This is a genomic window from Clavibacter quasicaliforniensis (assembly GCF_051201715.1).
Lineage (GTDB): Bacteria > Actinomycetota > Actinomycetes > Actinomycetales > Microbacteriaceae > Clavibacter > Clavibacter seminis.
In genome coordinates this window covers 1,852,504-1,873,952 of the sequence record NZ_CP139624.1, presented here as the reverse complement: position 1 = coordinate 1,873,952, position 21,449 = coordinate 1,852,504, and the positions used below count along the sequence as shown (strand labels likewise).

Annotated in this window: 20 protein-coding genes and 1 tRNA gene; 13 read left to right on the top strand and 8 right to left on the bottom strand. The window is 72.9% G+C overall.

Annotation, left to right across the window (positions count from 1 at the left end; all coding sequences use genetic code 11):
- Nucleotides 1-12 precede the first annotated feature (12 nt).
- Entirely contained in the window at nt 13-432 is a 420-nt protein-coding gene (locus tag NL142_RS08970; RefSeq protein WP_435078919.1) for an HIT family protein, read from the top strand.
- Here NL142_RS08970 and NL142_RS08965 read toward each other — a convergent pair.
- The 4 genes from NL142_RS08965 to NL142_RS08950 are packed head-to-tail and all read right to left on the bottom strand — an operon-like array spanning nt 419 to nt 4,116.
- Entirely contained in the window at nt 419-1,426 is a 1,008-nt protein-coding gene (locus tag NL142_RS08965; RefSeq protein ID WP_435078917.1) for a glycine betaine ABC transporter substrate-binding protein, read from the bottom strand. The two genes, NL142_RS08970 and NL142_RS08965, sit on opposite strands and share 14 nt — an antisense overlap.
- A gap of 2 nt (nt 1,427-1,428) precedes the next feature.
- Nucleotides 1,429-2,196 (bottom strand): ABC transporter permease, encoded by a 768-nt coding sequence (locus NL142_RS08960; protein WP_435078915.1) that lies wholly within the window; start codon nt 2,194-2,196, stop codon nt 1,429-1,431.
- Complete coding sequence (locus NL142_RS08955; RefSeq protein ID WP_194682492.1) at nt 2,193-3,482, bottom strand: ABC transporter ATP-binding protein; 1,290 nt, start codon at nt 3,480-3,482, stop codon at nt 2,193-2,195. Before NL142_RS08955 ends, NL142_RS08960 begins: the two co-directional genes overlap by 4 nt.
- Nucleotides 3,475-4,116 carry an ABC transporter permease gene (locus tag NL142_RS08950; protein ID WP_043586755.1) on the bottom strand — a complete coding sequence of 214 codons (642 nt, stop codon included), beginning with the start codon at nt 4,114-4,116 and terminating at the stop codon, nt 3,475-3,477. The genes NL142_RS08955 and NL142_RS08950 overlap by 8 nt, the downstream gene beginning before the upstream one ends.
- Nucleotides 4,117-4,366: 250 nt before the next feature.
- Between NL142_RS08950 and NL142_RS08945 the strand changes: the two genes are divergently transcribed.
- Entirely contained in the window at nt 4,367-5,707 is a 1,341-nt protein-coding gene (locus NL142_RS08945; RefSeq protein ID WP_435078912.1) for a DnaJ domain-containing protein, read from the top strand.
- Between the two features lie 8 nt (nt 5,708-5,715).
- Here the strand turns inward: NL142_RS08945 and NL142_RS08940 are convergent, their stop codons facing one another.
- The 3 genes from NL142_RS08940 to NL142_RS08930 form a co-directional block, all read right to left on the bottom strand.
- Nucleotides 5,716-6,681 carry an NAD-dependent epimerase/dehydratase family protein gene (locus NL142_RS08940; protein WP_435078910.1) on the bottom strand — a complete coding sequence of 322 codons (966 nt, stop codon included), beginning with the start codon at nt 6,679-6,681 and terminating at the stop codon, nt 5,716-5,718.
- A 44-nt stretch (nt 6,682-6,725) separates the two neighbouring features.
- Nucleotides 6,726-7,742, bottom strand: coding sequence for a magnesium and cobalt transport protein CorA (locus NL142_RS08935; protein ID WP_194682496.1), 1,017 nt, complete (start codon nt 7,740-7,742; stop codon nt 6,726-6,728).
- A 138-nt stretch (nt 7,743-7,880) separates the two neighbouring features.
- Nucleotides 7,881-7,966 (bottom strand) — tRNA-Leu (locus tag NL142_RS08930).
- Between the two features lie 114 nt (nt 7,967-8,080).
- Between NL142_RS08930 and NL142_RS08925 the strand changes: the two genes are divergently transcribed.
- The 3 genes from NL142_RS08925 to mshC are packed head-to-tail and all read left to right on the top strand — an operon-like array spanning nt 8,081 to nt 11,537.
- Nucleotides 8,081-9,391: a M20/M25/M40 family metallo-hydrolase gene (locus NL142_RS08925; protein ID WP_435078908.1), complete on the top strand. Its 1,311-nt coding sequence runs from the start codon at nt 8,081-8,083 to the stop codon at nt 9,389-9,391.
- A 42-nt stretch (nt 9,392-9,433) separates the two neighbouring features.
- The gene (locus NL142_RS08920) at nt 9,434-10,252 is read left to right on the top strand and encodes an undecaprenyl-diphosphate phosphatase (RefSeq protein ID WP_194682498.1); all 819 of its coding nucleotides are present in this window, start codon (nt 9,434-9,436) and stop codon (nt 10,250-10,252) included.
- A gap of 4 nt (nt 10,253-10,256) precedes the next feature.
- Nucleotides 10,257-11,537, top strand: a complete 1,281-nt coding sequence (mshC, locus tag NL142_RS08915; protein WP_435078905.1) for a cysteine--1-D-myo-inosityl 2-amino-2-deoxy-alpha-D-glucopyranoside ligase — start codon at nt 10,257-10,259, stop codon at nt 11,535-11,537.
- 15 nt (nt 11,538-11,552) lie between these two features.
- On the opposite strand, the gene NL142_RS08910 is transcribed toward mshC, so the two are convergent.
- A complete protein-coding gene (locus NL142_RS08910; protein WP_435078903.1) occupies nt 11,553-12,503 on the bottom strand; it encodes a PAC2 family protein in 951 nt (316 codons plus the stop codon).
- Nucleotides 12,504-12,595: 92 nt separating this feature from the next.
- Between NL142_RS08910 and NL142_RS08905 the strand changes: the two genes are divergently transcribed.
- The 8 genes from NL142_RS08905 to NL142_RS08870 all read left to right on the top strand — a co-directional run bounded on the left by NL142_RS08905 (nt 12,596) and on the right by NL142_RS08870 (nt 21,434).
- Complete coding sequence (locus NL142_RS08905) at nt 12,596-13,291, top strand: HAD family hydrolase (protein ID WP_435078901.1); 696 nt, start codon at nt 12,596-12,598, stop codon at nt 13,289-13,291.
- Nucleotides 13,288-14,370, top strand: a complete 1,083-nt coding sequence (locus NL142_RS08900) for a tRNA (adenine-N1)-methyltransferase (protein ID WP_194682502.1) — start codon at nt 13,288-13,290, stop codon at nt 14,368-14,370. Before NL142_RS08905 ends, NL142_RS08900 begins: the two co-directional genes overlap by 4 nt.
- A gap of 61 nt (nt 14,371-14,431) precedes the next feature.
- Nucleotides 14,432-15,475: an FKBP-type peptidyl-prolyl cis-trans isomerase gene (locus tag NL142_RS08895; RefSeq protein ID WP_435078899.1), complete on the top strand. Its 1,044-nt coding sequence runs from the start codon at nt 14,432-14,434 to the stop codon at nt 15,473-15,475.
- Between the two features lie 48 nt (nt 15,476-15,523).
- Nucleotides 15,524-16,531, top strand: a complete 1,008-nt coding sequence (locus NL142_RS08890; protein WP_435078897.1) for a helix-turn-helix transcriptional regulator — start codon at nt 15,524-15,526, stop codon at nt 16,529-16,531.
- Entirely contained in the window at nt 16,528-17,517 is a 990-nt protein-coding gene (locus tag NL142_RS08885) for a helix-turn-helix transcriptional regulator (protein WP_194682505.1), read from the top strand. Before NL142_RS08890 ends, NL142_RS08885 begins: the two co-directional genes overlap by 4 nt.
- Before the next feature lie 199 nt (nt 17,518-17,716).
- Nucleotides 17,717-18,061 carry a Sec-independent protein translocase subunit TatA gene (gene tatA, locus NL142_RS08880; RefSeq protein ID WP_194682506.1) on the top strand — a complete coding sequence of 115 codons (345 nt, stop codon included), beginning with the start codon at nt 17,717-17,719 and terminating at the stop codon, nt 18,059-18,061.
- A gap of 54 nt (nt 18,062-18,115) precedes the next feature.
- Nucleotides 18,116-18,868 carry a twin-arginine translocase subunit TatC gene (gene tatC, locus NL142_RS08875; protein WP_435081590.1) on the top strand — a complete coding sequence of 251 codons (753 nt, stop codon included), beginning with the start codon at nt 18,116-18,118 and terminating at the stop codon, nt 18,866-18,868.
- Nucleotides 18,869-18,962: 94 nt separating this feature from the next.
- Nucleotides 18,963-21,434, top strand: coding sequence for a DEAD/DEAH box helicase (locus tag NL142_RS08870; RefSeq protein WP_435078894.1), 2,472 nt, complete (start codon nt 18,963-18,965; stop codon nt 21,432-21,434).
- Nucleotides 21,435-21,449: the final 15 nt, after the last annotated feature.

Here is a 21,449-nt window from a genome sequence, read left to right as displayed (position 1 = left end):
CGAGCTGGATGGGTGTACGCCGTCATCGGCGACGTGCAGTTCCTCCCGGGCCACTGCGTGCTGCTGGGCACGGACCCGGCTGCGACGTCGCTCGCGGAGATGCCGCGGATCGAGCGGGTCAGGTTCCTCGCGGACGCCGACCTCCTCGCCACCGCCGTCGAGCGGGCCTGCCGCGACCTCGTGCCCGGCTTCCGTCGCGTGAACATCGAGGTGCTGGGCAACGCCGACGCGTTCGTCCACGCGCACGTCTGGCCCCGCTACTCCTGGGAGCCGCCGGGGCTCGTCGCGCGCCCGGTCTGGCTCCATCCCGCCGAGCGGTGGCAGGATCCCGCGACCGGGCTCGGCGACGCGCACGACGAGCTGCGCGCGCGGATCCGCGACGAGCTGCGGGAACTCGCCCGGGACGAGGCGGTCGAGGTCAGGGCGCGGTGACGAACCCGTGGTCGACCATGAACTCGAAGGCGACGTCCGCGGGCTCCTCGCCCTGGTCGTCGACGCGGAGGTTCATCTCGCGGAGGGCGTCGTCGGTGATGACGGGGGAGATGCGGTCGAAGACGTCCTGGAGCCCCGGGTACTCGGCGAGGGTCGCCGAGTCGAGGACGGGCGCGACGTTGTATGCCGGGAAGAAGCCGAGGTCGTCCTGGAGGATCGTGAGGCCGAGCTTGTCGATGCGGCCGTCGGTCGTGAAGACCTCGCCGAACTCGCACGTGCCGCGGTCCGTCGCCGTGTAGACCGCGCCCGTGTCGAAGATCGACACGTTGCCGTCGGGCACGCCGTCCGCGGATCCGCGCGGGATGCCGTAGGTCTCCAGCAGCGGCGACAGGCCGTCGGAGCGCGAGTTGAACTCCGCCTCCACGCAGAACGTGCGCTGGTCCACCGGCAGGTCCTTGATCTGCGAGAGCTTCGTGATGCCGAGCTTGTCCGCCTCCTCGCTGCGGATGGCGAGCGCGTACGTGTTGTTGAGCGGGGCCGGCGTCAGCCAGGTGAGCCCGTTGGCCGCGTCGGCGTCGCGCACGGCCTCGTACTGGGCGCGCTGGTCGGGGATGCCCTTCGCCTCGCCCAGGTAGCTGAGCCACGCGGTGCCCGTGTACTCCCAGGTCATGTCGGCGCCGTGGCTCGTCATGAGCTCGCGGGCCGGCACGCTGCCGGGCACGTTCGTCTGGTCGGTGACGTCGAACCCGGCAGCCTTCGCCGCGATGACGGCGATCTTCCCGAGGATCAGCTGCTCGGTGAAGTTCTTCGACGTGACGGTGAGGTGGGCGCCGGCCGGCAGGTCGAGGGGCTGGATGGAGCCGGGCGCGGTGTCCGGGACGTACGCCGTCGCGGGCTGCAGGCCGCAGCCGGTGAGCGTCGCGAGGGCCGCGGTCACGAGCGCGGGCACGCCGAGCGCGCGGCGCAGGCGGGCGGAGCGGGGGAGGGTCGTCACGGTCAGAGTCCCTTCGGGCGGGCGACGTGCTCGACGACGCGGCCGAGCCAGTCGATGGCGAGCGCGAGGAGCGAGATGAGCAGCGCCCCCGAGATCAGCACGGGGTAGAGGTAGAGGTTGACGCCGGTGGTGATGAGGATCCCGAGCCCGCCGCCGTTGACGAACGCGGCGAGCGCCGCGGTGCCGACGAGCAGCACCAGGGCGGTGCGGATCCCGGCGAGCATCACGGGGACGGCGAGCGGGAGCTCGATGCGGAAGAGGACGGACACGCGGCTCATGCCCATGCCTCGGCCGGCCTCGACGAGGCGCTCGTCGACGCCGCGGATCCCGATCATGGTGTTGCGCAGCACGGGGAGCGCCGCGTAGAGCACGAGGGCGACGAGGCTCGCCGCGAAGCCGCTGCCGGTGATCACCATGCTGAGCAGCACGACGAGCCCGATCGCCGGAGCGGCCTGCCCGAAGTTCGCGACCGCGAGGACGGGCGCGGAGTAGCCGCGGAAGCGACCGCGGGTGAGCAGGACGCCGAGCGGGACCGCGATGACCAGCACGATGACGGCCGCGGAGAAGGTGAGGCCCAGGTGCTCCAGGGTCGCCTTGCCGAGCGCGCCCGGCGCGAGCGTGGTGCGCTCGACCGCGGTGAGCGGCGCGACGGCGAGCCATATGAGGTACCCCGCGAGGACCGCCGCGATCGCGACGGGCTGCGCGATGAGCCCGCGCCAGCCCTGCGCGCCGCCGACGGCGTCGGTGCGGGCATCGGTCACGGCGCTCATCCGGCCTGCCCGTCCTGCGCGGCGGGGGAGTCGGCGGCGGGGGATCCGGCGGCCTGCTCGGCTCGCGCGGCGTCGGCGCCCACGGTGCCGATCGTGCCGGTGTTCGTGCCGACGGGAGCGCCCTCGACGCCGCCGGCCGCCGAGGCCCGGGCGCTCGTGATGGCGTCCATGACCGTCTCGACGTCGATCACGCCGAGGAAGGCCCCGCCGCGCCCGGTGACGAGCGCGGCGCCCGCGCTCGAGACGAGCATGGTGTCGAGCGCGTCGTTGAGCGTCGCCCGGTTGCCGATGACCGGCAGCCGCGGCTCCGGGGTGGCGCCGACCACGTCGATCCGGCCGAGCTGGCGGCGCGACGGCCACTGGATGGGGCGCTTCCGGGCGTCGACGACCACGGCGTGCTGGTGGCCGACCTCGTCCATGCGGGCGAGCACGTCGCGCGCGGCGTCGCCCGGGTGCGCGATGACGGCGTCGGCGAGCGGCACCTCGTCCACGCGGCGCAGCGTCAGCTGCTTGAGGCCCGCGCCCGAGCCGATGAACTCCTCGACGAACGCGTCGGCGGGCTCGGCGAGGATCCGCTCCGGGGTGTCGTACTGCACGATGCGTGCGCCCTCGGCGAAGACGACGATCCAGTCGCCGAGCTTCACGGCCTCGTCGAAGTCGTGCGTGACGATGACGATGGTCTTCTGCAGCTCGGCCTGGATGCGGATGAGCTCGTCCTGCAGGCGCTGCCGGGTGATCGGGTCCACCGCGCCGAACGGCTCGTCCATGAGCAGCACGGGCGGGTCGGCCGCGAGCGCGCGGGCCACGCCGACGCGCTGCTGCTGGCCGCCCGAGAGCTCCTTCGGGTAGCGGTCGCGGTACTGCTCGGGGTCGAGCGAGACCAGCTCGAGCAGCTCGTCGACGCGGGCGCGGATGCGGGCGGCGTCCCAGCCGAGCATCTTCGGCACCACCGCGATGTTCGCCGCCACGGTCATGTGCGGGAACAGCCCGCCGGCCTGGATCACGTAGCCGATGCGGCGTCGGAGCTCGTCGCCGTCGATGGCCGTCACGTCCTCGTCGCCGAGGACGACGCGGCCCTCCGTGGGCTCGATGAGCCGGTTGATCATCTTCAGCGTGGTGGTCTTGCCGCAGCCGGACGGGCCGACGAGCATGACGATCTTGCCGGCGGGGATCTCCAGAGTGATGCCGTCGACGGCGGGCTTCGCCTGTCCCGGGTACCGCTTGGTGACGCCGTCGAGCAGGATCGATCGGCCGCTGATCTCGGGGGTGGTGGTTGTCTCAGACACGGATGCCTCTCGGAGTGGTGAGCCGGCCGATGCCGACGAGGACGAGGTCGAGCAGGAGGGCGAGCAGGACGACGCCGATGACGCCCGTGAGGACGGACTCGGTGGCGTTCGCGCCGCCGAGGCGGGAGAGCCCGGAGAAGATGAAGCCGCCGAGCCCGGGGCCGAGCACGTAGGCGGCGACCGCGGCGATCCCCATGACCATCTGCGCGGAGACGCGGATGCCGCCGAGGATGACGGGCCAGGCGAGGGGCAGCTCGACGCGCAGCAGGGTGCGGACGCGCCCCATGCCGATCCCGCGCGCGGACTCCACGATCGCGGGGTCGATCCCCGTGAGGCCGACCACCGCGTTGCGCAGGATCGGCAGCACGGCGAAGAACGTGACGACCGCGACGGCCGGCGCGACGCCGAACCCGAGCGGCGCGATGAGCAGCCCCACCAGCGCGAACGCGGGGAGCGTCAGCCCGATCGCCGAGACGCTGTTGGCCAGCGAGCTCAGCGGGCGGCTGCGGTAGACGAGCGCCGCGATCCCCACGGCGATCACGGTCGCGAGCACGAGGCACTGCACCACGAGGCTGAGGTGCTGCCACGCGGAGAATGCGATCTGGTCGGCGCGGGAGGACAGGAAGTCCCACATGTCGGTCTCCTCAGGATGTGTCGGTCACCGGGAGGGGCATCGGCGGTGGCTCACCTTACGCAGGCGACCCGGATGCGCGAAGTTCGCCAGCGGCCGCCCTCCGGTGGTATCACGCGCGCGCCGCGGGCGGGCGCGCGCGCTGTCGTGCTGTACCGCCGACCGCGCACGCGCGCTCGGGGGTCGTCCAGGCGCGCTCGCATACGCTCGTGATCCTGGGAGCCGCCCGACCGGTTCCCGCGAGGAGCCACCGATGCCCGTCCCGTCGCGCGATGCCGACGCGTACGCCGTGCTCGGCGTCGAGCCGTCCGCGTCCCAGGACGAGATCCGCCGCGCCTACCGCCGCCGCGTGCGCGACGCCCACCCCGACATGGGCGGCAGCGCCGACGCGTTCCAGGCCGTCCGCGACGCGTTCGAGGCCGTGGGCGATCCCGAGAGCCGCGCCCGCTACGAGCGCACGCTCCGCGAGGCCCCGGCCCCCGAGGATCCCGTCGGCCGCGCGCACCCCGCATCCCCGGGCTCCACCTCGGCCGGCGAGGCGTGGGATCCGGCCTCCCGCCGAGGCCGCCCCGGCGCCCCCCGAGCGCGCGGTGCCGCGCGCACCCGCAGCTTCGGGCACCCGGGCGGCTTCGCCCGGCTCCGCTACCTGGCCCTCGTGCGCGAGTGGCTGGCGGATCCCGCGGAGCCGTCCGTGCCCGCGGCCCCGGTCCCGCCCCGCGGGGGCGCGGCGCTGTCCGACCGGCCGGAGCCCTACGTCCGGCGTGCGCGCGCGATCGCACCGCCCGTGCTCGGGCTCCTGCTCGCCCTGATCCTCCTCGTCTCCGGCCTCGGCGCGCTGGCCGCCGTCATCGGACTCATCGCGGGCGCTGTCGCGGGGCTCGCCGCCGCGGGGCCGATCGGACGAGCCTGGTTCCGCTCCGAGGAGCCGCGACGCCGCGCGGCGGAGCGGCTGCAGGAGGAGGCCATCGCGCACGAGCGGGCCCTCCGTGCCTACCCCGACCTCATGGCCGCCTACAGCGCGCGACTCGCCCGCCTCGAGGGGCTGCGCCGGCGCTTCGAGGCCGACGCGTACGCACCGGACCTCGTCGCCGAAGTGCCCGCGGCCGCCTCCGAGGCGCTGCGGGCCGCCGTCGCCCAGGAGGAGACCGCGCGTGAGCTGATGGAGCTCGGGCCGTCCTACGCGTTCTGGAACGGCGTGGCCGTGCCGCGCTCGGGCGACGCGATCGACCACCTCGTGCTCGGCCCGCAGGGGCTCGTCGCGGTCGAGTCGGTGCCCGCGGGATCCGCCGCCGCCACGGATCCGTCGGCGCGCGACGCCGCGCTCCGCGGCCTCGACGCCCGCGCCCGTGCGCTCGCCCGCGAGATGGACGTGCCCGTGGTCGGCCTCGTGCTCTCGCTGCCGTCCGGGGTCCTCGGCGCCGCGCCCGTCGTCCTGCACGCGGCCGACGACCCGCACGCGCTCCCGGCCTACGCGGTCGCCCGCACGCTCCTCGCCGACCACGTCGCCGCCGGCCTGCCCGGCCTGCACGCCATGGATGCGGAGCGCCTGCTGGCGGTCCGCACGCGCCTGGTGCTCGACGCGCGCTTCGTCTAGCGTCCGGGTCAGCGGGGGAGCGGGACGTCCAGATCGCCCGCGCGCACCATCCACTCGACGGCCTCGCGCGCGGCCTCCTCGCTCGTGAACCGCGGCGTGTAGCCGAGGACGTCGCGGGCCTTGTCGATGCTCGCGACGTGGCTGCGGCTGAGGTGCTCCCAGCTGGCGTCGGCGTGATCCGGCTCGGTGCGGGCGCGGAAGCCGTCCCAGTCGAGGTGCTCCAGCTCGGGCTCGCGGCCGAACCAGGCGGCCGCCGCCCGGGCGAAGCCGCGCACCGAGAGCGCGCGGTCCGAGACGGCGTGGAAGCTCTCGCCGACGCTGGTCTCGGGGTTGGCGATCGCGAGCTGCACGACCTGCGCGACGTCGTCGGCGTGCACGTGGTGCATCGTCTCGCTGCCCGAACCCGGCACGGCGAGCCGGCCGCCGGTCGCGAGCGCGGTCCACACCGCGGGGTCGAGGTTGCCCAGGGGCGTGATCACGGGCCAGCCGCCGCCGCTGATGTGACCCGGGTGCACCACCGTGCACGGCACGCCACCCGACCGCGACTCGGCGATCAGGTAGCGCTCGATCTCCGCCTTCTGAACGCCGTACTCGCCGAACGGCTCCTTCGGGTCGTCCTCCCGCAGCGGCAGGGAGGCGCTGAGGCCGTGGGTCCAGATGCTGCCGATGTGCACGAGGTGCCGCACGCGTCCGCGGAGCCCTTCGACGAGGTGGCGCGCGGACTCCGGCGTGAAGCACACCAGGTCGACGACGACCTCGGGGGACAGGGCGGCGATCCGGTCGGCGAAGGTGCCGGCGGCGTCCTCGGCGTCGCGGTCGACGCGCACGCGCTCGACGCGGTCCCATAGGGGGGACTCGCGGTAGGGCTCGCGTGTGCCGCGGCTCACGGCGACGACGTCGTGCCCGGATTCGACGAGACGGGGGACGAGGAAGGTCCCGATGTGGCCGGTGGCTCCGATGACGACGACGCGCATCCCGTCACCCTAGCGCCGCGCCGGACGGCCGACTCGCCCGGGGATCAGATCCAGCCGCGCTTCCGGAACGCGGCGTAGAGGATCACGCCCATCAGGACCATCAGGCCGAGCGCGAGCGGATAGCCGTAGGTCCACTTCAGCTCCGGCATGTTGACGAAGTTCATGCCGTAGATGGTGCCGACGAGCGTGGGCGCGAAGAGGATCGCGGCCCAGGAGGAGATCCGCTTCACCTGGTCGTTCTGGGCGAGGCTCGTCTCGGTGAGCTTCTTCATCTCGTCGTTCTGGCGCTGGCCGACGAGCGTCGTGTGCACGGTGAGCGCGTTCTGCAGCAGCGTGCGGAAGGCGTCGGCGCGCTCGGCGACCCGGATGACGTGGTCGTGCACGTCGCGGAAGCCGCGGCGGAGCTCGAGGTCCACCTCGTGCTCCTCGGCGCGCTGGCGGAGGTCGTCGAGGATGGAGCCGAGCGGCGCCGTCGCCCGCTGGAAGGCGGTGACCTCGCGCATCAGCGCGTAGATGCGGCGGGAGACGTCGGGGTCGGCGCCGAAGATCTGGTCCTCGATCTCGTCGACGTCGTCCTCGAGGCCCGCCGCGACGGGGCCGTACTCGTCGACGACCTGGTCGAGGATCGCGTACATGACGGCGCGCGGCCCGAGCGCGAGGAGCTCGCGGTCCTCCTCGAGGCGGTGCCGGACGGCGGCGAGGTCGGGCGACTCGGCGTGGCGGATGGTGACGACGAAGTCGGGCCCGACGAAGACGTGCAGCTCCCCGAACTCGACGCGCTCGTCGGCGTCGAGGTAGCGCGCCGGGCGGAGCACCACGAACCAGGTGTCGCCGTAGCGCTCCATCTTCGAGCGCTGGTGCCCGCTGAGCGCGTCCTCGACGGCGAGCGGGTGCAGGCCGAACTCGTCGGCGACGCGGTGAAGCTCCTCCGGGTCCGGCCGGTACAGGCCGATCCACGCGAGGCCCTGGCGCTCCCGCATCACCTCGAACGTCTCGTCGAGGCTCTCGGGATCCGCCGTGCGGACCCCCTGGACGTACACGGCGCTGTCGACGACGGTCATCGGATCTCGCTCTCGGGTCGGGGGACCCGCGCGCGGGCCGAGTGCGACTGTAGCCGGGCCGGCCGCGAGAAGAGAGGAGCGGGGCCGAGACGAAGAAGAGCCGGACGGATCCTCATGGATCCGACCGGCTCTCGTGTGTGTCCGAAGGGGGACTTGAACCCCCACGCCCTAATACGGGCACTAGCACCTCAAGCTAGCGCGTCTACCAATTCCGCCATCCGGACAGGATGTGCGGCCCACCGTCTCCGGCTGCCGAGAGACGACATTAGCACGGCCCGGGACGCTCCCCGACCACCCGGCGGCAGGACGCCCGCGTCCGGCCTCGATAGCGTGGACCCATGACCGACACGCTCCCCGACGACCTCGACGCCACCGCCCGGATCGCCCGCGACCTCATCCGGTTCGACACCACCAACCACGGCGAGGGCCGGTCGGAGGGGGAGACGGAGGCCGCGGAGTACGTCGAGCAGCACCTCAAGGACCTCGGGTTGAAGCCCGAGCTCATCGACGCCGCGCCCGGTCGCACGAGCGTCCTCGCGCGCATCCCGGGCCGCAACCGCGACAAGCCGGCGCTCGTCGTCCACGGCCACCTCGACGTCGTGCCCGCCGACCCCGCGAACTGGTCCGTCGACCCGTTCGGCGGCGTCATCAAGGACGGCATGCTCTGGGGCCGCGGCGCCGTCGACATGAAGAACATGGACGCGATGATGATCACCGCGCTCCAGGAGATCATCACGTCGGGCCGCGCCCCGGAGCGCGACCTGATCATGGGCTTCTTCTCCGACGAGGAGGCGGGCGGCGTGCTCGGCTCCGCCTACGTCGTCGAGAACCGGCCCGAGTGGTTCGCGGGCGCGACCGAGGCCATCAGCGAGGTCGGCGGCTACTCCATCGACCTCGCCGGGAAGCGCGCCTACCTGCTGCAGACGGGCGAGAAGGCCCTCGTCTGGATCCGCCTCGTCGCCACGGGCACCGCGGGCCACGGCTCGCAGGTCAACCGCGACAACGCCGTCACGCGGCTCGCGGGTGCGGTCGCCCGGATCGGCATGGAGGAGTGGCCCGTCCACCTCACCGACACGACGCGCCAGCTGCTCGACGAGATCGCCCGCATCGTCGGGGCCGACCCGACGCAGGTGACCCCGGACGACCTCGCGATCGCCACGGGCACGGCGTCGAAGTTCATCGCCGCGACGCTCCGCACCACGACCAACCCGACGCTCCTGCACGCCGGCTACAAGCACAACGTGATCCCCGACACGGCGGAGGCGCTCATCGACATCCGCGTGCTCCCCGGCGAGGAGGACGAGGTGCTCGCGCGCGTCCGGGAGCTCGCCGGCGAGGGCGTCGAGGTGCGCATCGTGCACCAGGACGTCGGCCTCGAGAACCCCTTCGAGGGGCCGCTCGTCGACGCCATGGTCGCGACCCTCGGGGCGCACGACCCGGAGGCCGAGGTCCTGCCCTACATGCTCTCGGGCGGCACCGACAACAAGGCGCTCAGCCTCCTCGGGATCACCGGATACGGCTTCGCGCCGCTCAAGCTCCCGGCGTCCATGGACTTCCCGTCGATGTTCCACGGCGTCGACGAGAGGGTCCCGCTCGACGCACTAGTCTTCGGGAGGCAGGTCCTCCGCGACCTCCTCCTGAACTACTAGATCCGAGCCCCAGGTGGGCCATCCGACACTTGGAGTGCACGCTTGAGCTATCTCGAGGCGATCATCCTGGGCCTCGTCCAGGGTCTGACCGAATTCCTGCCCATCTCCTCGAGCGCGCACCTCCGCATCGCCGGGCTCTTCATGGGCGGCGACCCGGGCGCCACGTTCACCGCCATCACGCAGCTCGGCACCGAGCTCGCGGTCGTGGTGTTCTTCCGGAAGCGCATCGGCAAGGTCCTCTCCGCGTGGACCCGCTCGCTCCGCGGCGGCATGCCGAAGGGCGACCCGGACGTGCGCATGGGCTGGCTCGTCATCATCGGCACCATCCCCATCGGCATCGCCGGGTACCTCTTCCAGGACACGATCCGCTCCACGTTCCGCTCGCTCTGGATCGTCGCGATCGTGCTCATCGTCTTCGGCATCCTGCTCGGCCTCGCGGACCGCTACAGCCGCAGCGACCGCCTCGAGAAGGACATGACGTACGGGCACGGCGTGAGCATCGGCATCGCGCAGGCCCTCGCGCTCGTCCCCGGCGTCTCGCGCTCGGGCGCGACCACCACGGCCGCGCGCGCGTTCGGCTACTCCCGGCCGGTCGCCGCGGAGTACTCGTTCCTCCTCGCCGTGCCCGCCGTGTTCGGCAGCGGCCTGTACGAGCTCGTGAAGAGCTTCGACGAGACCGGGCAGGCCGGCGCCGGGCAGACCGCGGTCGCGACCCTCATCGCGTTCATCGTGGGCCTCGCGGTCATCGCGGGCCTCATGCGGTACATCTCCACCCGCACGTTCATGCCCTTCGTGGTCTACCGCGTCGCCCTCGGCGTCGTGCTCCTGGTGCTGCTCGGCACCGGCGCGATCGCGGCCTGATCCCGTGCGCGCCTGGCCACGCCCCACCGTCCCCGCCGTCGCGGGGGAGCCCCCCGTCCCGACCCTGTTCGACACGAGCGCCGGATCCGTCCGCCCCGCCGAGTGCACGGGCGACGGCCGCGTGGGCCTCTACGTCTGCGGCATCACGCCCTACGACGCGACCCACATCGGCCACGCGTCCACGTACCTCGCCTTCGACACGCTGCAGCGCGTCTGGCTCGACCGCGGGTACGACGTCGCCTACGTGCAGAACGTCACCGACGTCGACGACCCGCTGCTCGAGCGCGCGACCGCCACGGGCGTCGACTGGCGTGACCTCGCCGCATCGCAGGTCGAGCTGTTCCGCACCGACATGGAGGCGCTGCGGATCCTGCCGCCCGACTCGTACGTGGGCGTCACCGAGGTCGTCGACGAGGTCGCGGCCGCGGTCGCGGAGCTCGTCCGGCGCGGCACGGCCTACCCGGTCGCCACGCCCGACGCCGCCGAGGCCGGAGCCCGTGACCTCTACTTCGACGTCGCCCGCGCCGGCGCGGACGGCCCGTGGGCCCTCGGTGACGAGAGCGGCTACGACCGCGACACCATGGCCGCGCTCTCGGCCGAGCGCGGCGGCGACCCCGAGCGGCCCGGCAAGCGCGACCCGCTCGATCCGCTGCTGTGGCGCGCCGAGCGGGCCGGCGAGCCCGCGTGGGACAGCGTCGTCGGGCGAGGCCGCCCCGGCTGGCACATCGAGTGCGCCGTCATCGCGCTGCGGAAGCTCGACCGTCCGGTCACCGTGCAGGGCGGCGGATCCGACCTGATCTTCCCCCACCACGAGATGTCCGCCGGCCACGCGTCCGCCCTCACCGGCGAGGACTTCGCGTGCGTCTACGCGCACAGCGGCATGGTCGCGTACCAGGGCGAGAAGATGAGCAAGTCGCTCGGCAACCTCGTGCTCGTGTCGCGCCTGCGGGCCGCGGGCGTCGATCCTCGCGCCATCCGCCTCGCGCTCCTCGCGCAGCACTACCGCTCGGACTGGGAGTGGACGGACGCGCTCCTCGCGGAATCCGTCGCCCGTCTCGCCGCGTGGGACGCGTGGGCCGCCGACGCGTCGTCGACGGATGCCGACGCGGGGGAGCCCGGCGAGCTCGTGCAGCTCGTCCGCGAGCGCCTCGCCGACGACCTCGACACGCCGGGCGCGATCCTGCTGCTCGACCTCCGTGTCGCGACCGGCATCCCCGCGACGCCCGTCGAGGTGGCCGCGGTCGACGCGCTCCTCGGCGTGGCGCTCGGGAGCCCGGCGGCCTGACCCGGAGCCGGGGCGCTACTGGTCCTTGGGGTCCTTCGGCCGCCACGGCTCCTCGGGCCGGTCGTCGCCGCGTCCGCGCGGCCCGTCGCCCCGCCTGAGGTACTTCTCGAACTCCTGCGCGATGGCCTCGCCGCTCGCCTCGGGGGAGTCGACCGTGTCGCGGGCCTGCTCGAGCTGCTGGATGTAGGACGCCATGTCCTCGTCCTCGCCCGCGAGCTGGTCGATGCCCGCCTCCCACGTCGCGGCCTCCTGGATCAGCTCGCCGCGCGGGATCACCACGTCGACCATCTCCTCCAGCTTGTCGATGAGCGCGAGCGTGGCCTTGGGCGACGGCGCGCTGTGCACGTAGTGCGGCACGGAGGCCCAGAGGGAGACGGTGGGCATGCCCATCTCCTCGGCGCGCTGGGCGATGATGCTGAGGATCCCGACGGGCCCCTCGTAAGTGCTGCGCTCGATGCCGAGCTCGGTGCGCACGGCCGCGTTCTCGCTCGTGGAGTACACGGAGATGGGCCGCGTGTGCGGCACGTCGGCCAGCAGCGCCCCGAGCAGCACGACGCCCTCGACGCCGGCCGCGCGCGCCGCGTCGAGCACCTCGGCGGTGAACGCCGTCCAGTGCCGCGAAGGCTCTACGCCGAGCAGGAGGTGGATGCTGCCGCCGTTGTCGCCGCTCACGCCGAGCTGCGCGTCTGCGGCCAGGTCATGCGCGGGTCGCCGCGGGTCCTTCGGGCCGTAGAGCGTGGCGCCCGGCCACTCGAGCTCGCGCGTGCCGTCCTCCGCGAAGCCGATGGTGGGGCGGTTGAACTGGAAGTCGAAGTAGTCCTCGGGATCCACCGACGACACCCCCTCGAGGTCGAGCAGGTCCTTCAGCGCCCGGACCGCTCCGCTGGCGGCCTCGCCCGCGTCGTTCCAGCCCTCGAAGGCGACGACCAGCAGCCGTCCGCTCACGAACCTCTCGGCATCCGCCACGTGACTCCCGTTCCGTCTCGCCCTCGGACCACCCGGCCGGCGGTCATCGTACGATCCTAGGACGCGGTGCCTCGCCGGTAGACTCGCTCCCCGTGATCAGCAACAGACCCGCGGCCGTCCTCTGGGACATGGACGGCACCATCGTGGACACGGAGCCCTACTGGATGGTGGCGGAGGAGGCGCTTGTCGGCTCCTTCGGCGGCACGTGGACCCACGAGGACGGGCTCCGGCTCGTCGGCAACGGGCTGGACGACTCGGCACGGATCCTGCAGGAGGCGGGAGTCGACCTGCCCGTCCAGGAGATCATCGACCGCCTGAGCGACCGCGTGATGGAGCAGATCCTCGTCGAGGTGCCGTGGCGCCCGGGCGCGCGGGAGCTCCTCCGCGGGATCCGCGAGGCCGGCATCCCCACCGCTCTTGTCACCATGAGCATCGGCCGCATGGCGCGCCAGGTCGCCGACGCCGTGCCGTTCGACGCGTTCGACCACGTCGTCGCCGGCGACGACGTCGCCCGAAGCAAGCCGCACCCCGAGGCCTACCTCGCCGCCGCCGACCTCCTCGGGGTGGACATCCGCGACTGCGTCGCCATCGAGGACTCCGCTCCTGGCGTCGCCTCCGCCACCGCCTCGGGCGCGACCGTCGTCGCGGTGCCGCACCACGTGCCGCTGCCGGCCGACGACGCCTACGTGCTCTGGGACACCCTCGCCGGCCGCACGCTCGCCGACCTCGAGGCGGCCCACGCCGACCGCCGGGCCGCGGCCCCGATCCGCGACGAGGTGGACGCGTGACCGTCGACACCGCCGCCGCCCGCTTCAGCGGCCCGTTCCGCGCGGGCGACCGCGTGCAGCTCACGGGCCCCAAGGGCCGGCTCAACACGATCCTGCTCGAGCCCGGCAAGGTGTTCCACACCCACCGCGGCATGATCGACCACGACGACCTCATCGGCCTGCCCGACGGCAGCGTCGTGAAGAACAGCGCGGGGATCGAGTGCCTCGCGCTCCGGCCGCTTCTCTCGGACGTCGTCATGTCGATGCCCCGCGGCGCCGCGATCATCTACCCGAAGGACGCCGCGCAGATCCTCGGCCTCGCCGACGTGTTCCCGGGCGCCACGGTCGTGGAGGCGGGCGTCGGATCCGGCGCCCTCTCGATGTGGCTGCTGCGCGCCCTCGGGCCGACCGGCACGCTCCTCTCCTTCGAGCGCCGCGAGGAGTTCGCGGACGTCGCCCGCGGCAACGTCTCCAGCTACTTCGGCCACAGCCCGGAGAACTGGTCCATCACCCTCGGCGACCTGGCGGATGCGCTGCCGACCGTCACCGAGCCGCACTCCGTCGACCGCGTGATCCTCGACATGCTCGCGCCGTGGGAGTGCGTCGACGCCGTCGCCGAGGCGCTCACGCCCGGCGGCGTCCTGCTCTGCTACGTCGCCACCGTCACGCAGCTGTCGCGCGTCGCCGAGGCTCTCCGCGACTCCGGGCTCTTCACGAACCCCGACGCGAGCGAGACCATGATCCGCGGCTGGCACGTGGAGGGCCTCGCCGTCCGTCCCGAGCACCGCATGATCGGGCACACCGGCTTCCTCATCACCGCGCGCCGCCTGGCACCCGGATCCGTCCTGCCCCAGCTCAAGCGCCGCGCGTCGAAGTCCGACTTCAGCGACGAGGACATGGAGGCCTGGACCCCCGGATCGCTCGGCGAGCGCAAGGTGAGCGACAAGGTCCTCCGCAAGCGCGTCCGCATCGCGGAGCACGGCGCCCAGCTCGCGGGCGCCCGGGACCAGGCGCAGGCGGGCGACGGGGTCGTCCCCGACGACGCGGCCGACGCGGCCGACGCGGCCTATGCGCCGGAGCCCGGCGACCCCACCGCCTAGGATGACAGGGCCGATCACGCGGGTGCGTGCCGGCCGCCCCCACCACCGAAAGAGGAGTCACGTGCGCCGTTCCGCCGCGCTCACCGTCTGCGCAGGACTCGTCCTGACGCTCGCCGCCTGCAGCCCCTCCGGCTCCTCATCGGATGCGGCGGCGGGTTGCACGCCCCTCGCCCAGGCCGGCACGTCGTCGAGCACGGTCACGGCCACGGGCGACGTGGGCAGCGCGCCCGCCTCGGTCACGTTCCCCACGCCGCTAAAGCCCGCGGGCGTCGAGGTCTCCACCCTCGTCGAGGGCGACGGGGCGCCCGTGCAGCCGAACCAGGGCATCACGGCCGCCGCCTCCATCGTCGACGGCAAGACCGGCAAGGACCTCGCGGACTACGCGCGCATCGCGCCCAACGCCCGCACCACCGGTTCGCCGCTCTTCACCCCGGCCTCCCTGCACGAGTCGCTCCCGTACCTCGAGGACGCGATGACGTGCATGCCCGTCGGCTCGCGTGTCGCGGTGACGGTCCCCGTGTCCACGGTCTTCCCCGGCCAGGACCTCTCGTCCCAGGGCCTCGACGCCACCGACGGCCTCGTCCTCATCGTCGACATCACCTCGTCCTTCCCGGAGAAGGCCACCGGCGAGCCGCGGCCCGCCCAGGCCGGCTTCCCGTCCGTCGTCACGACGGACGACGGCGTCCCCGGCATCACCATCCCGCCGAGCACGCCGCCCACCGAGTACCGCGACGCGCTGCTCCGCGCGGGCGACGGCGCCGAGGTCGGCGACGGCGACACCGTCACGCTGCAGTACACCGGCGTCGTCTGGGGCACGAGCACGTCGGCCGAGAAGCAGGCCGTCTTCGGATCCAGCTGGACCGGCGGCGGCCCCCTGCAGGTGCCCGCGACCGCCACCACGGCGGCGCCCTCCACCGGCGCGGCCTCCTCGCTCGTCGTCACGCCCGGCCTCGCGAAGGCCCTCGTCGGCAAGCACGTCGGCGACCAGGTCATCGCGGTCGTCCCGCCGGCCGACGGATTCGGCGACCAGGGCTCCGCCAAGGTGCCCGCGGGGTCCACGCTCGTCTACGTGGTGGATATCCTCGGGACCAGCACCACCAAGTAACGACGCATCGCCACCGGCCGGGGGCTGCACCGACGTGAGGAACACCGCGTGCCCGAGACATCCCGCCGACCGACCGTGCCCGTCGAGGAGCGCCTGTTCAGCCTCGTGCTGGCGCTGCTCGCCACCGAGCAGGGCCTGACGAAGAACGAGGTCCTCTCGAGCGTCCAGGGCTACCGGCAGCGCTACCGGGCCGGCGGCGACAACGCCAACCTGGAGCGCCAGTTCGAGCGCGACAAGGACGACATCCGCGACCTCGGCGTCCCGCTGGAGACCGTCGAGGCGCCGGGCCAGGAGGGCAACAACCAGCTCCTGCGCTACCGGATCCCGCGCGGCGCCTACGAGCTCCCCGCCGACCTGTCCTTCACGCCGGAGGAGACGACGCTCCTCAACCTCGCGGCCATGGTGTGGCGCGAGGGGTCGCTCTCGGGGGAGTCGCGCCGCGCGCTCATCAAGCTGCGCTCGCTCGGCGTGGAGTCCGACGACCCCGTCATCGGCTACGCACCCCGGCTGCGCACGCGCGAGGCGGCCTTCGCGCCCCTGAGCGTCGCGCTCGAGCGGCACGTCCTCGTCTCCTTCGGCTACCTCAAGCCGGGGGAGCGAGCCGCCCGGATCCGCACGGTCGCGCCCCTCGCGCTCATCCAGCACCAGGGCCGCTGGCACCTGCACGGCATCGACCAGGCCGCCGACGGACCGCGCACGTTCCTGCTGTCGCGCATCGTCGACCGCGTGCGCGTGACGAGCCGCGGCTTCGTCCCCGAGGGGGAGGACCACGCCGAGCGCGCCCTCGCCGACCTGGACCGCGTGTGGGCGAACGGCGTCGGGGAGGTCACTGTGGCCCCTGGATCCGACGCGGAGATCCGCCTCCGCCGTCGTCGCGGCACGGAGGACCTCGGCGACGGGCGCCTCCGCGTGCACTACTCCGACACCAACCTCTTCGCCGACGAGGTCGCGGGCTTCGGCCCGGAGGCACGCGTGATCGCGCCGCCGAAGCTCCGCGACGCCGTGCGCGCCCGCCTCGCGGAGACCGTCGCCGCCCATCGGGAGGACGCATCATGACCGACCGCGCAGCGCCCCTCCAGGCGCAGGACAAGCTGGCGTTCCTGCTGGCCCTCGTCCCGTACCTCACCGACCACGGACGCGTCAGCGTCAGCCAGGCGGCCGCGCACTTCCGGGTGCCGCCCGAGCAGATCCGCCAGGCCGTGCGCCTCATCGCCGTCTCCGGCGTCCCCGGATCCACCGCCTCGTACCAGCACGGCGACCTGTTCGACATCGCGTGGGACGACTTCGAGGACAACGACCAGATCGTCATCACGCACATGGTCGCCATCGACGACTCGCCGCGCTTCTCGGCCCGGGAGGCGGCGGCGCTCATCGCCGGCCTCCAGTACGTCTCCTCCCAGGCGGACGCCAGCGACCTCGACCTCGTCGGCCAACTGATGGCGAAGCTCGCGCGCGGATCCTCGGCGAGCCCCAGCCAGGTCGCCGTAGCGGCCGGGGCGGGCGACGGCACCCGCGACGACCTCCGCCGTGCCATCGCGGAGGAGCGTCGGGTCGAGTTCGACTACCGGAGCCCCCGGGGCGGCACGGAGCGCCGCGTGGTGGATCCGCTCCGCCTCGAGTCGATGGACGAAGACTGGTACCTGCGCGGCTGGGACCTGGCCCGCGGCGCCGTCCGCACGTTCCGCCTCGACCGCCTCGACGAGCTCGTCGTCACCGACCTCCCGCCCGAGCACCGGCCGCAGGACGTGGTGCTCGGCGACACCCTCTTCGAGCCGAGCCCCGACGACCTCCGCGTCACGCTCGAGGTCCAGGAGTCGGCGCTCCCGCTCCTCGGCGACTTCGTGGGCGACGAGCGGCCCGTCCCCGTCGCCGGCCGGCCCGGCCGCGTCGCCGTCACCGTGCGCGTCGCGCATTACCAGGGCCTCGTGCGCCTGGTCGCGGGCATGGCGGGTGTGGTCGTGGTCACCTCGCCGCCGGAGGCGCGGGCGGCGGTGGCCGAGTGGGCCGAGCGGGCCGCGGCCGCCTACGACGACGCCGGCTGAGCCGCGGCACCCAGCGGCACGGTGCCGGGCTCCGAATACCCGGCATCGGGAGGACGCCGCCCGGACCAGTGGTCCGCGCAGGGGAAATCCGGGTGAACCGCAATGCCGCACAGGGTGTCCTGAGGGGTCGCGAAGGTAGACTCATCGCGGATCCCGACAACGACTGTCCGGCCCCCCGACCTGAAGGAACGTGAACCACATGCTCGGAAACCTGACCGGATGGCACCTCGTCATCATCCTCGTCGTCATCGTGCTGCTCTTCGGTTCCACGAAGCTGCCCGCCCTCGCCAAGAGCGTGGGCCAGTCCATGCGCATCTTCAAGGGCGAGGTGAAGACCATGAAGGAGGAGAGCGGCTCCGACCGCCGCGATGACACCCGTGACGAGAACCGCCGCCGCGACGAGGAGCGCTACCGCGCGGACGACCGCGACGCGACGCCGCGCGACTACGTGCGCCCCGGCGAGCCCCGTGTCGACGAGCCCCGCTACGACGCCCCGCGCTACGACTCCCCGCGCGACGGCGGGGACTCCCGCCCCCGCGCCTGATCCGTGAGCACCACCGAGCGTCCCCGCCAGAAGAAGCGCGACGCGGAGGGACGCATGTCCCTCGTCCAGCACCTGCTGGAGCTGAAGAAGCGCCTGTTCATCGCAGGTCTGGCCATCATCCTGGCGATGGTCGTGGGCTGGTTCCTCTCCTCGTTCGTCCTCGAGGCGCTGCGCCAGCCCATCGAGACCATCAACGCGGAGCAGGGGCGGAACGCCAGCCTCAACTTCCCGACCATCACGTCGGCGTTCGACCTGCGCCTGCAGATCGCGCTCTACGTGGGCCTCATCATCTCGAGCCCCGTGTGGCTCTACCAGGTGTTCGCCTTCCTGGTGCCCGGCCTCACGAAGACGGAGCGCCGCTACACGTTCGGCTTCTTCTTCTCCGCCGTGCCGCTGTTCCTCGCGGGCTGCGCCGCCGGCTGGTTCGTGTTGCCGCACATCGTCGCGCTGCTCACGCAGTTCGCGGGAGCGGGGGACTCGTCCTTCATCACCGCGCGCGAGTACTTCGACTTCGTGCTGAAGCTGGTCTTCGCGGTGGGCATCGCGTTCGTGCTGCCGGTGTTCCTCGTGCTGTTCAACTTCATGGGGATCCTCAGCGGCGCGACGATCATCAAGTCGTGGCGCATCGCCATCCTGTTGATCATCCTGTTCTGCGCCATCGCGACCCCGGCCGCCGACGTCATGTCGATGTTCCTGCTGGCCGTCCCGATGACGGTGCTGTACCTCGTAGCCGCGGGCATCGCGCTGCTCAACGACCGGCGCCGCGCGCGCAAGGCCGCCGCGATGACGGACGACCTGCTGTCCTGATCCGCTCGGCTCCGACGCCCGTCCCGCGAGGGGCGGGCGTCGTCGCGTGCGCCCCCGGCCGGCGCGCGGATCCGGAGCCTAGGATGGCGGCATCGTGACAGACCAGCTCTCGCCCGCCGAACGCTACGCGGCCTCCCGTTCGCGCCGCAGCCTCCCGCTCCTCGAGTCGTTCGCGAGCGGCCTGCGCTTCGACCTCGACCCCTTCCAGCGCGCGGCCGCGGAGTCCCTGGAGAACGGGCGCAGCGTCCTCGTCGCGGCGCCGACGGGCGCGGGCAAGACGATCGTGGCCGAGTTCGCGGTGTACCTCGCGATGCAGCGGCCGAGCGCCAAGATCTTCTACACGGCACCGATGAAGGCGCTCAGCAACCAGAAGTACGCCGAGCTCGTGGCCGAGTACGGGCCGGACGAGGTGGGCCTGCTCACGGGCGACACCAACGTCAACAGCCGCGCGCGCATCGTCGTGATGACGACCGAGGTGCTCCGCAACATGCTCTACGCGGACTCCGACCTGCTCCGCGACCTCGCCTTCGTGATCATGGACGAGGTGCACTACCTGGCCGACCGCTTCCGCGGCGCCGTGTGGGAGGAGGTCATCATCCACCTCCCGCAGAGCGTCCGGATGATCTCGCTGAGCGCGACCGTGTCCAACGCCGAGGAGTTCGGCGACTGGCTGCAGGCGGTGCGCGGCGAGACGGACGTCATCGTCTCCGAGGAGCGGCCCGTGCCCCTCGAGCAGCACGTCATCGTGCGGCACCGCATGGTCGACCTCTTCGACTCGTCGGGCCTCGCCGCGACGCACCGCGTCAATCCGGAGCTCGTCCGCATGACGCACGGCGGAGGTCGCGAGGCCGTCCGCGTGCGCGGCGGTCAGGGGCACTCGCGCGGCCGCGCGGGGGCCGTCGGCGGATCCGGCAAGCGGGCACCCGGCCCGTGGGACCGCGGCCGCATGGACCGCCCGGAGGTCGTCGCCCTCCTCGAGGAGCGGAACCTGCTCCCGGCGATCTTCTTCATCTTCAGCCGTGCGGGCTGCGACGCGGCCGTCAAGCAGGTGCTGCGCGCGGGCGTCCGTCTCACCCACGCGCACGAGCGCGACGAGATCCGCGCCGTCGTGGAGGAGCGCTGCCGCACGCTCCGCGACGAGGACCTCGCCGTCCTCGGCTACTGGGAGTGGCTCGAGGGCCTGGAGCGCGGGGTCGCGGCCCACCACGCGGGCATGCTGCCCGCCTTCAAGGAGGTCGTCGAGGAGCTCTTCCAGCGGAAGCTCGTGAAGGCCGTGTTCGCCACGGAGACCCTCGCGCTCGGAATCAACATGCCCGCGCGCACGGTCGTGCTCGAGCAGCTCGAGAAGTTCAACGGCGAGGCGCGCGTGCCGCTGACGCCGGGGGAGTACACGCAGCTCACGGGCCGCGCCGGCCGCCGCGGCATCGACGTGGAGGGCCACGCCGTCATCCAGTGGAAGGACGGGCTGGATCCGCAGGCCGTCGCCTCCCTCGCCTCCCGCCGCACGTACCCCCTCAACTCGAGCTTCCGTCCCACGTACAACATGGCCGTCAACCTCATCGACCAGTTCGGCCGGGAGCGGACGCGCGAGGTGCTCGAGTCCTCGTTCGCGCAGTTCCAGGCCGATCGCGCGGTCGTCGACCTCGCGCGCAAGGTGCGCACGCAGGAGGAGTCGCTCGCCGGCTACGAGAAGGCGATGGTCTGCCACCTCGGCGACTTCCGCGAGTACTCGGGCCTCCGCCGCGAGCTCAGCGACCTCGAGCGCGCGACCGCGGCACGCGCCGACATGCAGCAGCCCGGCCAGCACGGCGAGCGCGACAGGCGTCAGCGCCAGCTGACCGACCTCCGTCGCCGGATGAAGGCGCACCCCTGCCACGCATGCAAGGACCGCGAGTCGCACGCGCGCTGGGCGGAGCGCTGGTGGCGCCTCAAGCGGCAGACGGATGCGCTCGGGCAGCAGATCCGCACCCGCACCAACGCCGTGGCCAAGGTCTTCGACCGCGTCACCGAGCTGCTGCTCTCCCTCGGCTACCTCAAGCGGGCCACGGACGGCCAGGTCGCGCCGACGCCCAACGGCCGGATGCTCAAGCGCATCTACGGCGACCGCGACCTCCTCATCGCGGAGTGCCTGCGCACGCAGGTGTGGGTCGACCTCGATCCCGCTGCCCTCGCCGCCATGGCCGCCTCGTTGGTGTACCAGCCGCGCCGGGACGAGGGCGACCGCAACGACCGCAACCTCCCGCGCGGCGCGTTCCGCGCGGCGCTCGAGCGCACGGAGGAGATCTGGTCGCGCCTCGACGACGTGGAGCGCGAGCGCCGCCTGCCGACGACGGATCCGCTCTCGACCGGCCTGTGCGCGCCGATGCACCGCTGGGCGCGCGGCGGCAGCCTCGATGCCGTGCTCGACGAGGCCGACCTCGCCGCCGGCGACTTCGTCCGCTGGACGAAGCAGACCATCGACCTCCTGGACCAGCTCTCCGTCGTGGCCGACGGGCCCGTCTCCCGGAACGCCCGCACGGCGCTCGACAGCATCCGGCGCGGCATCGTCGCGTACTCCTCGGTGTGACCGCGCTCGCCCGGG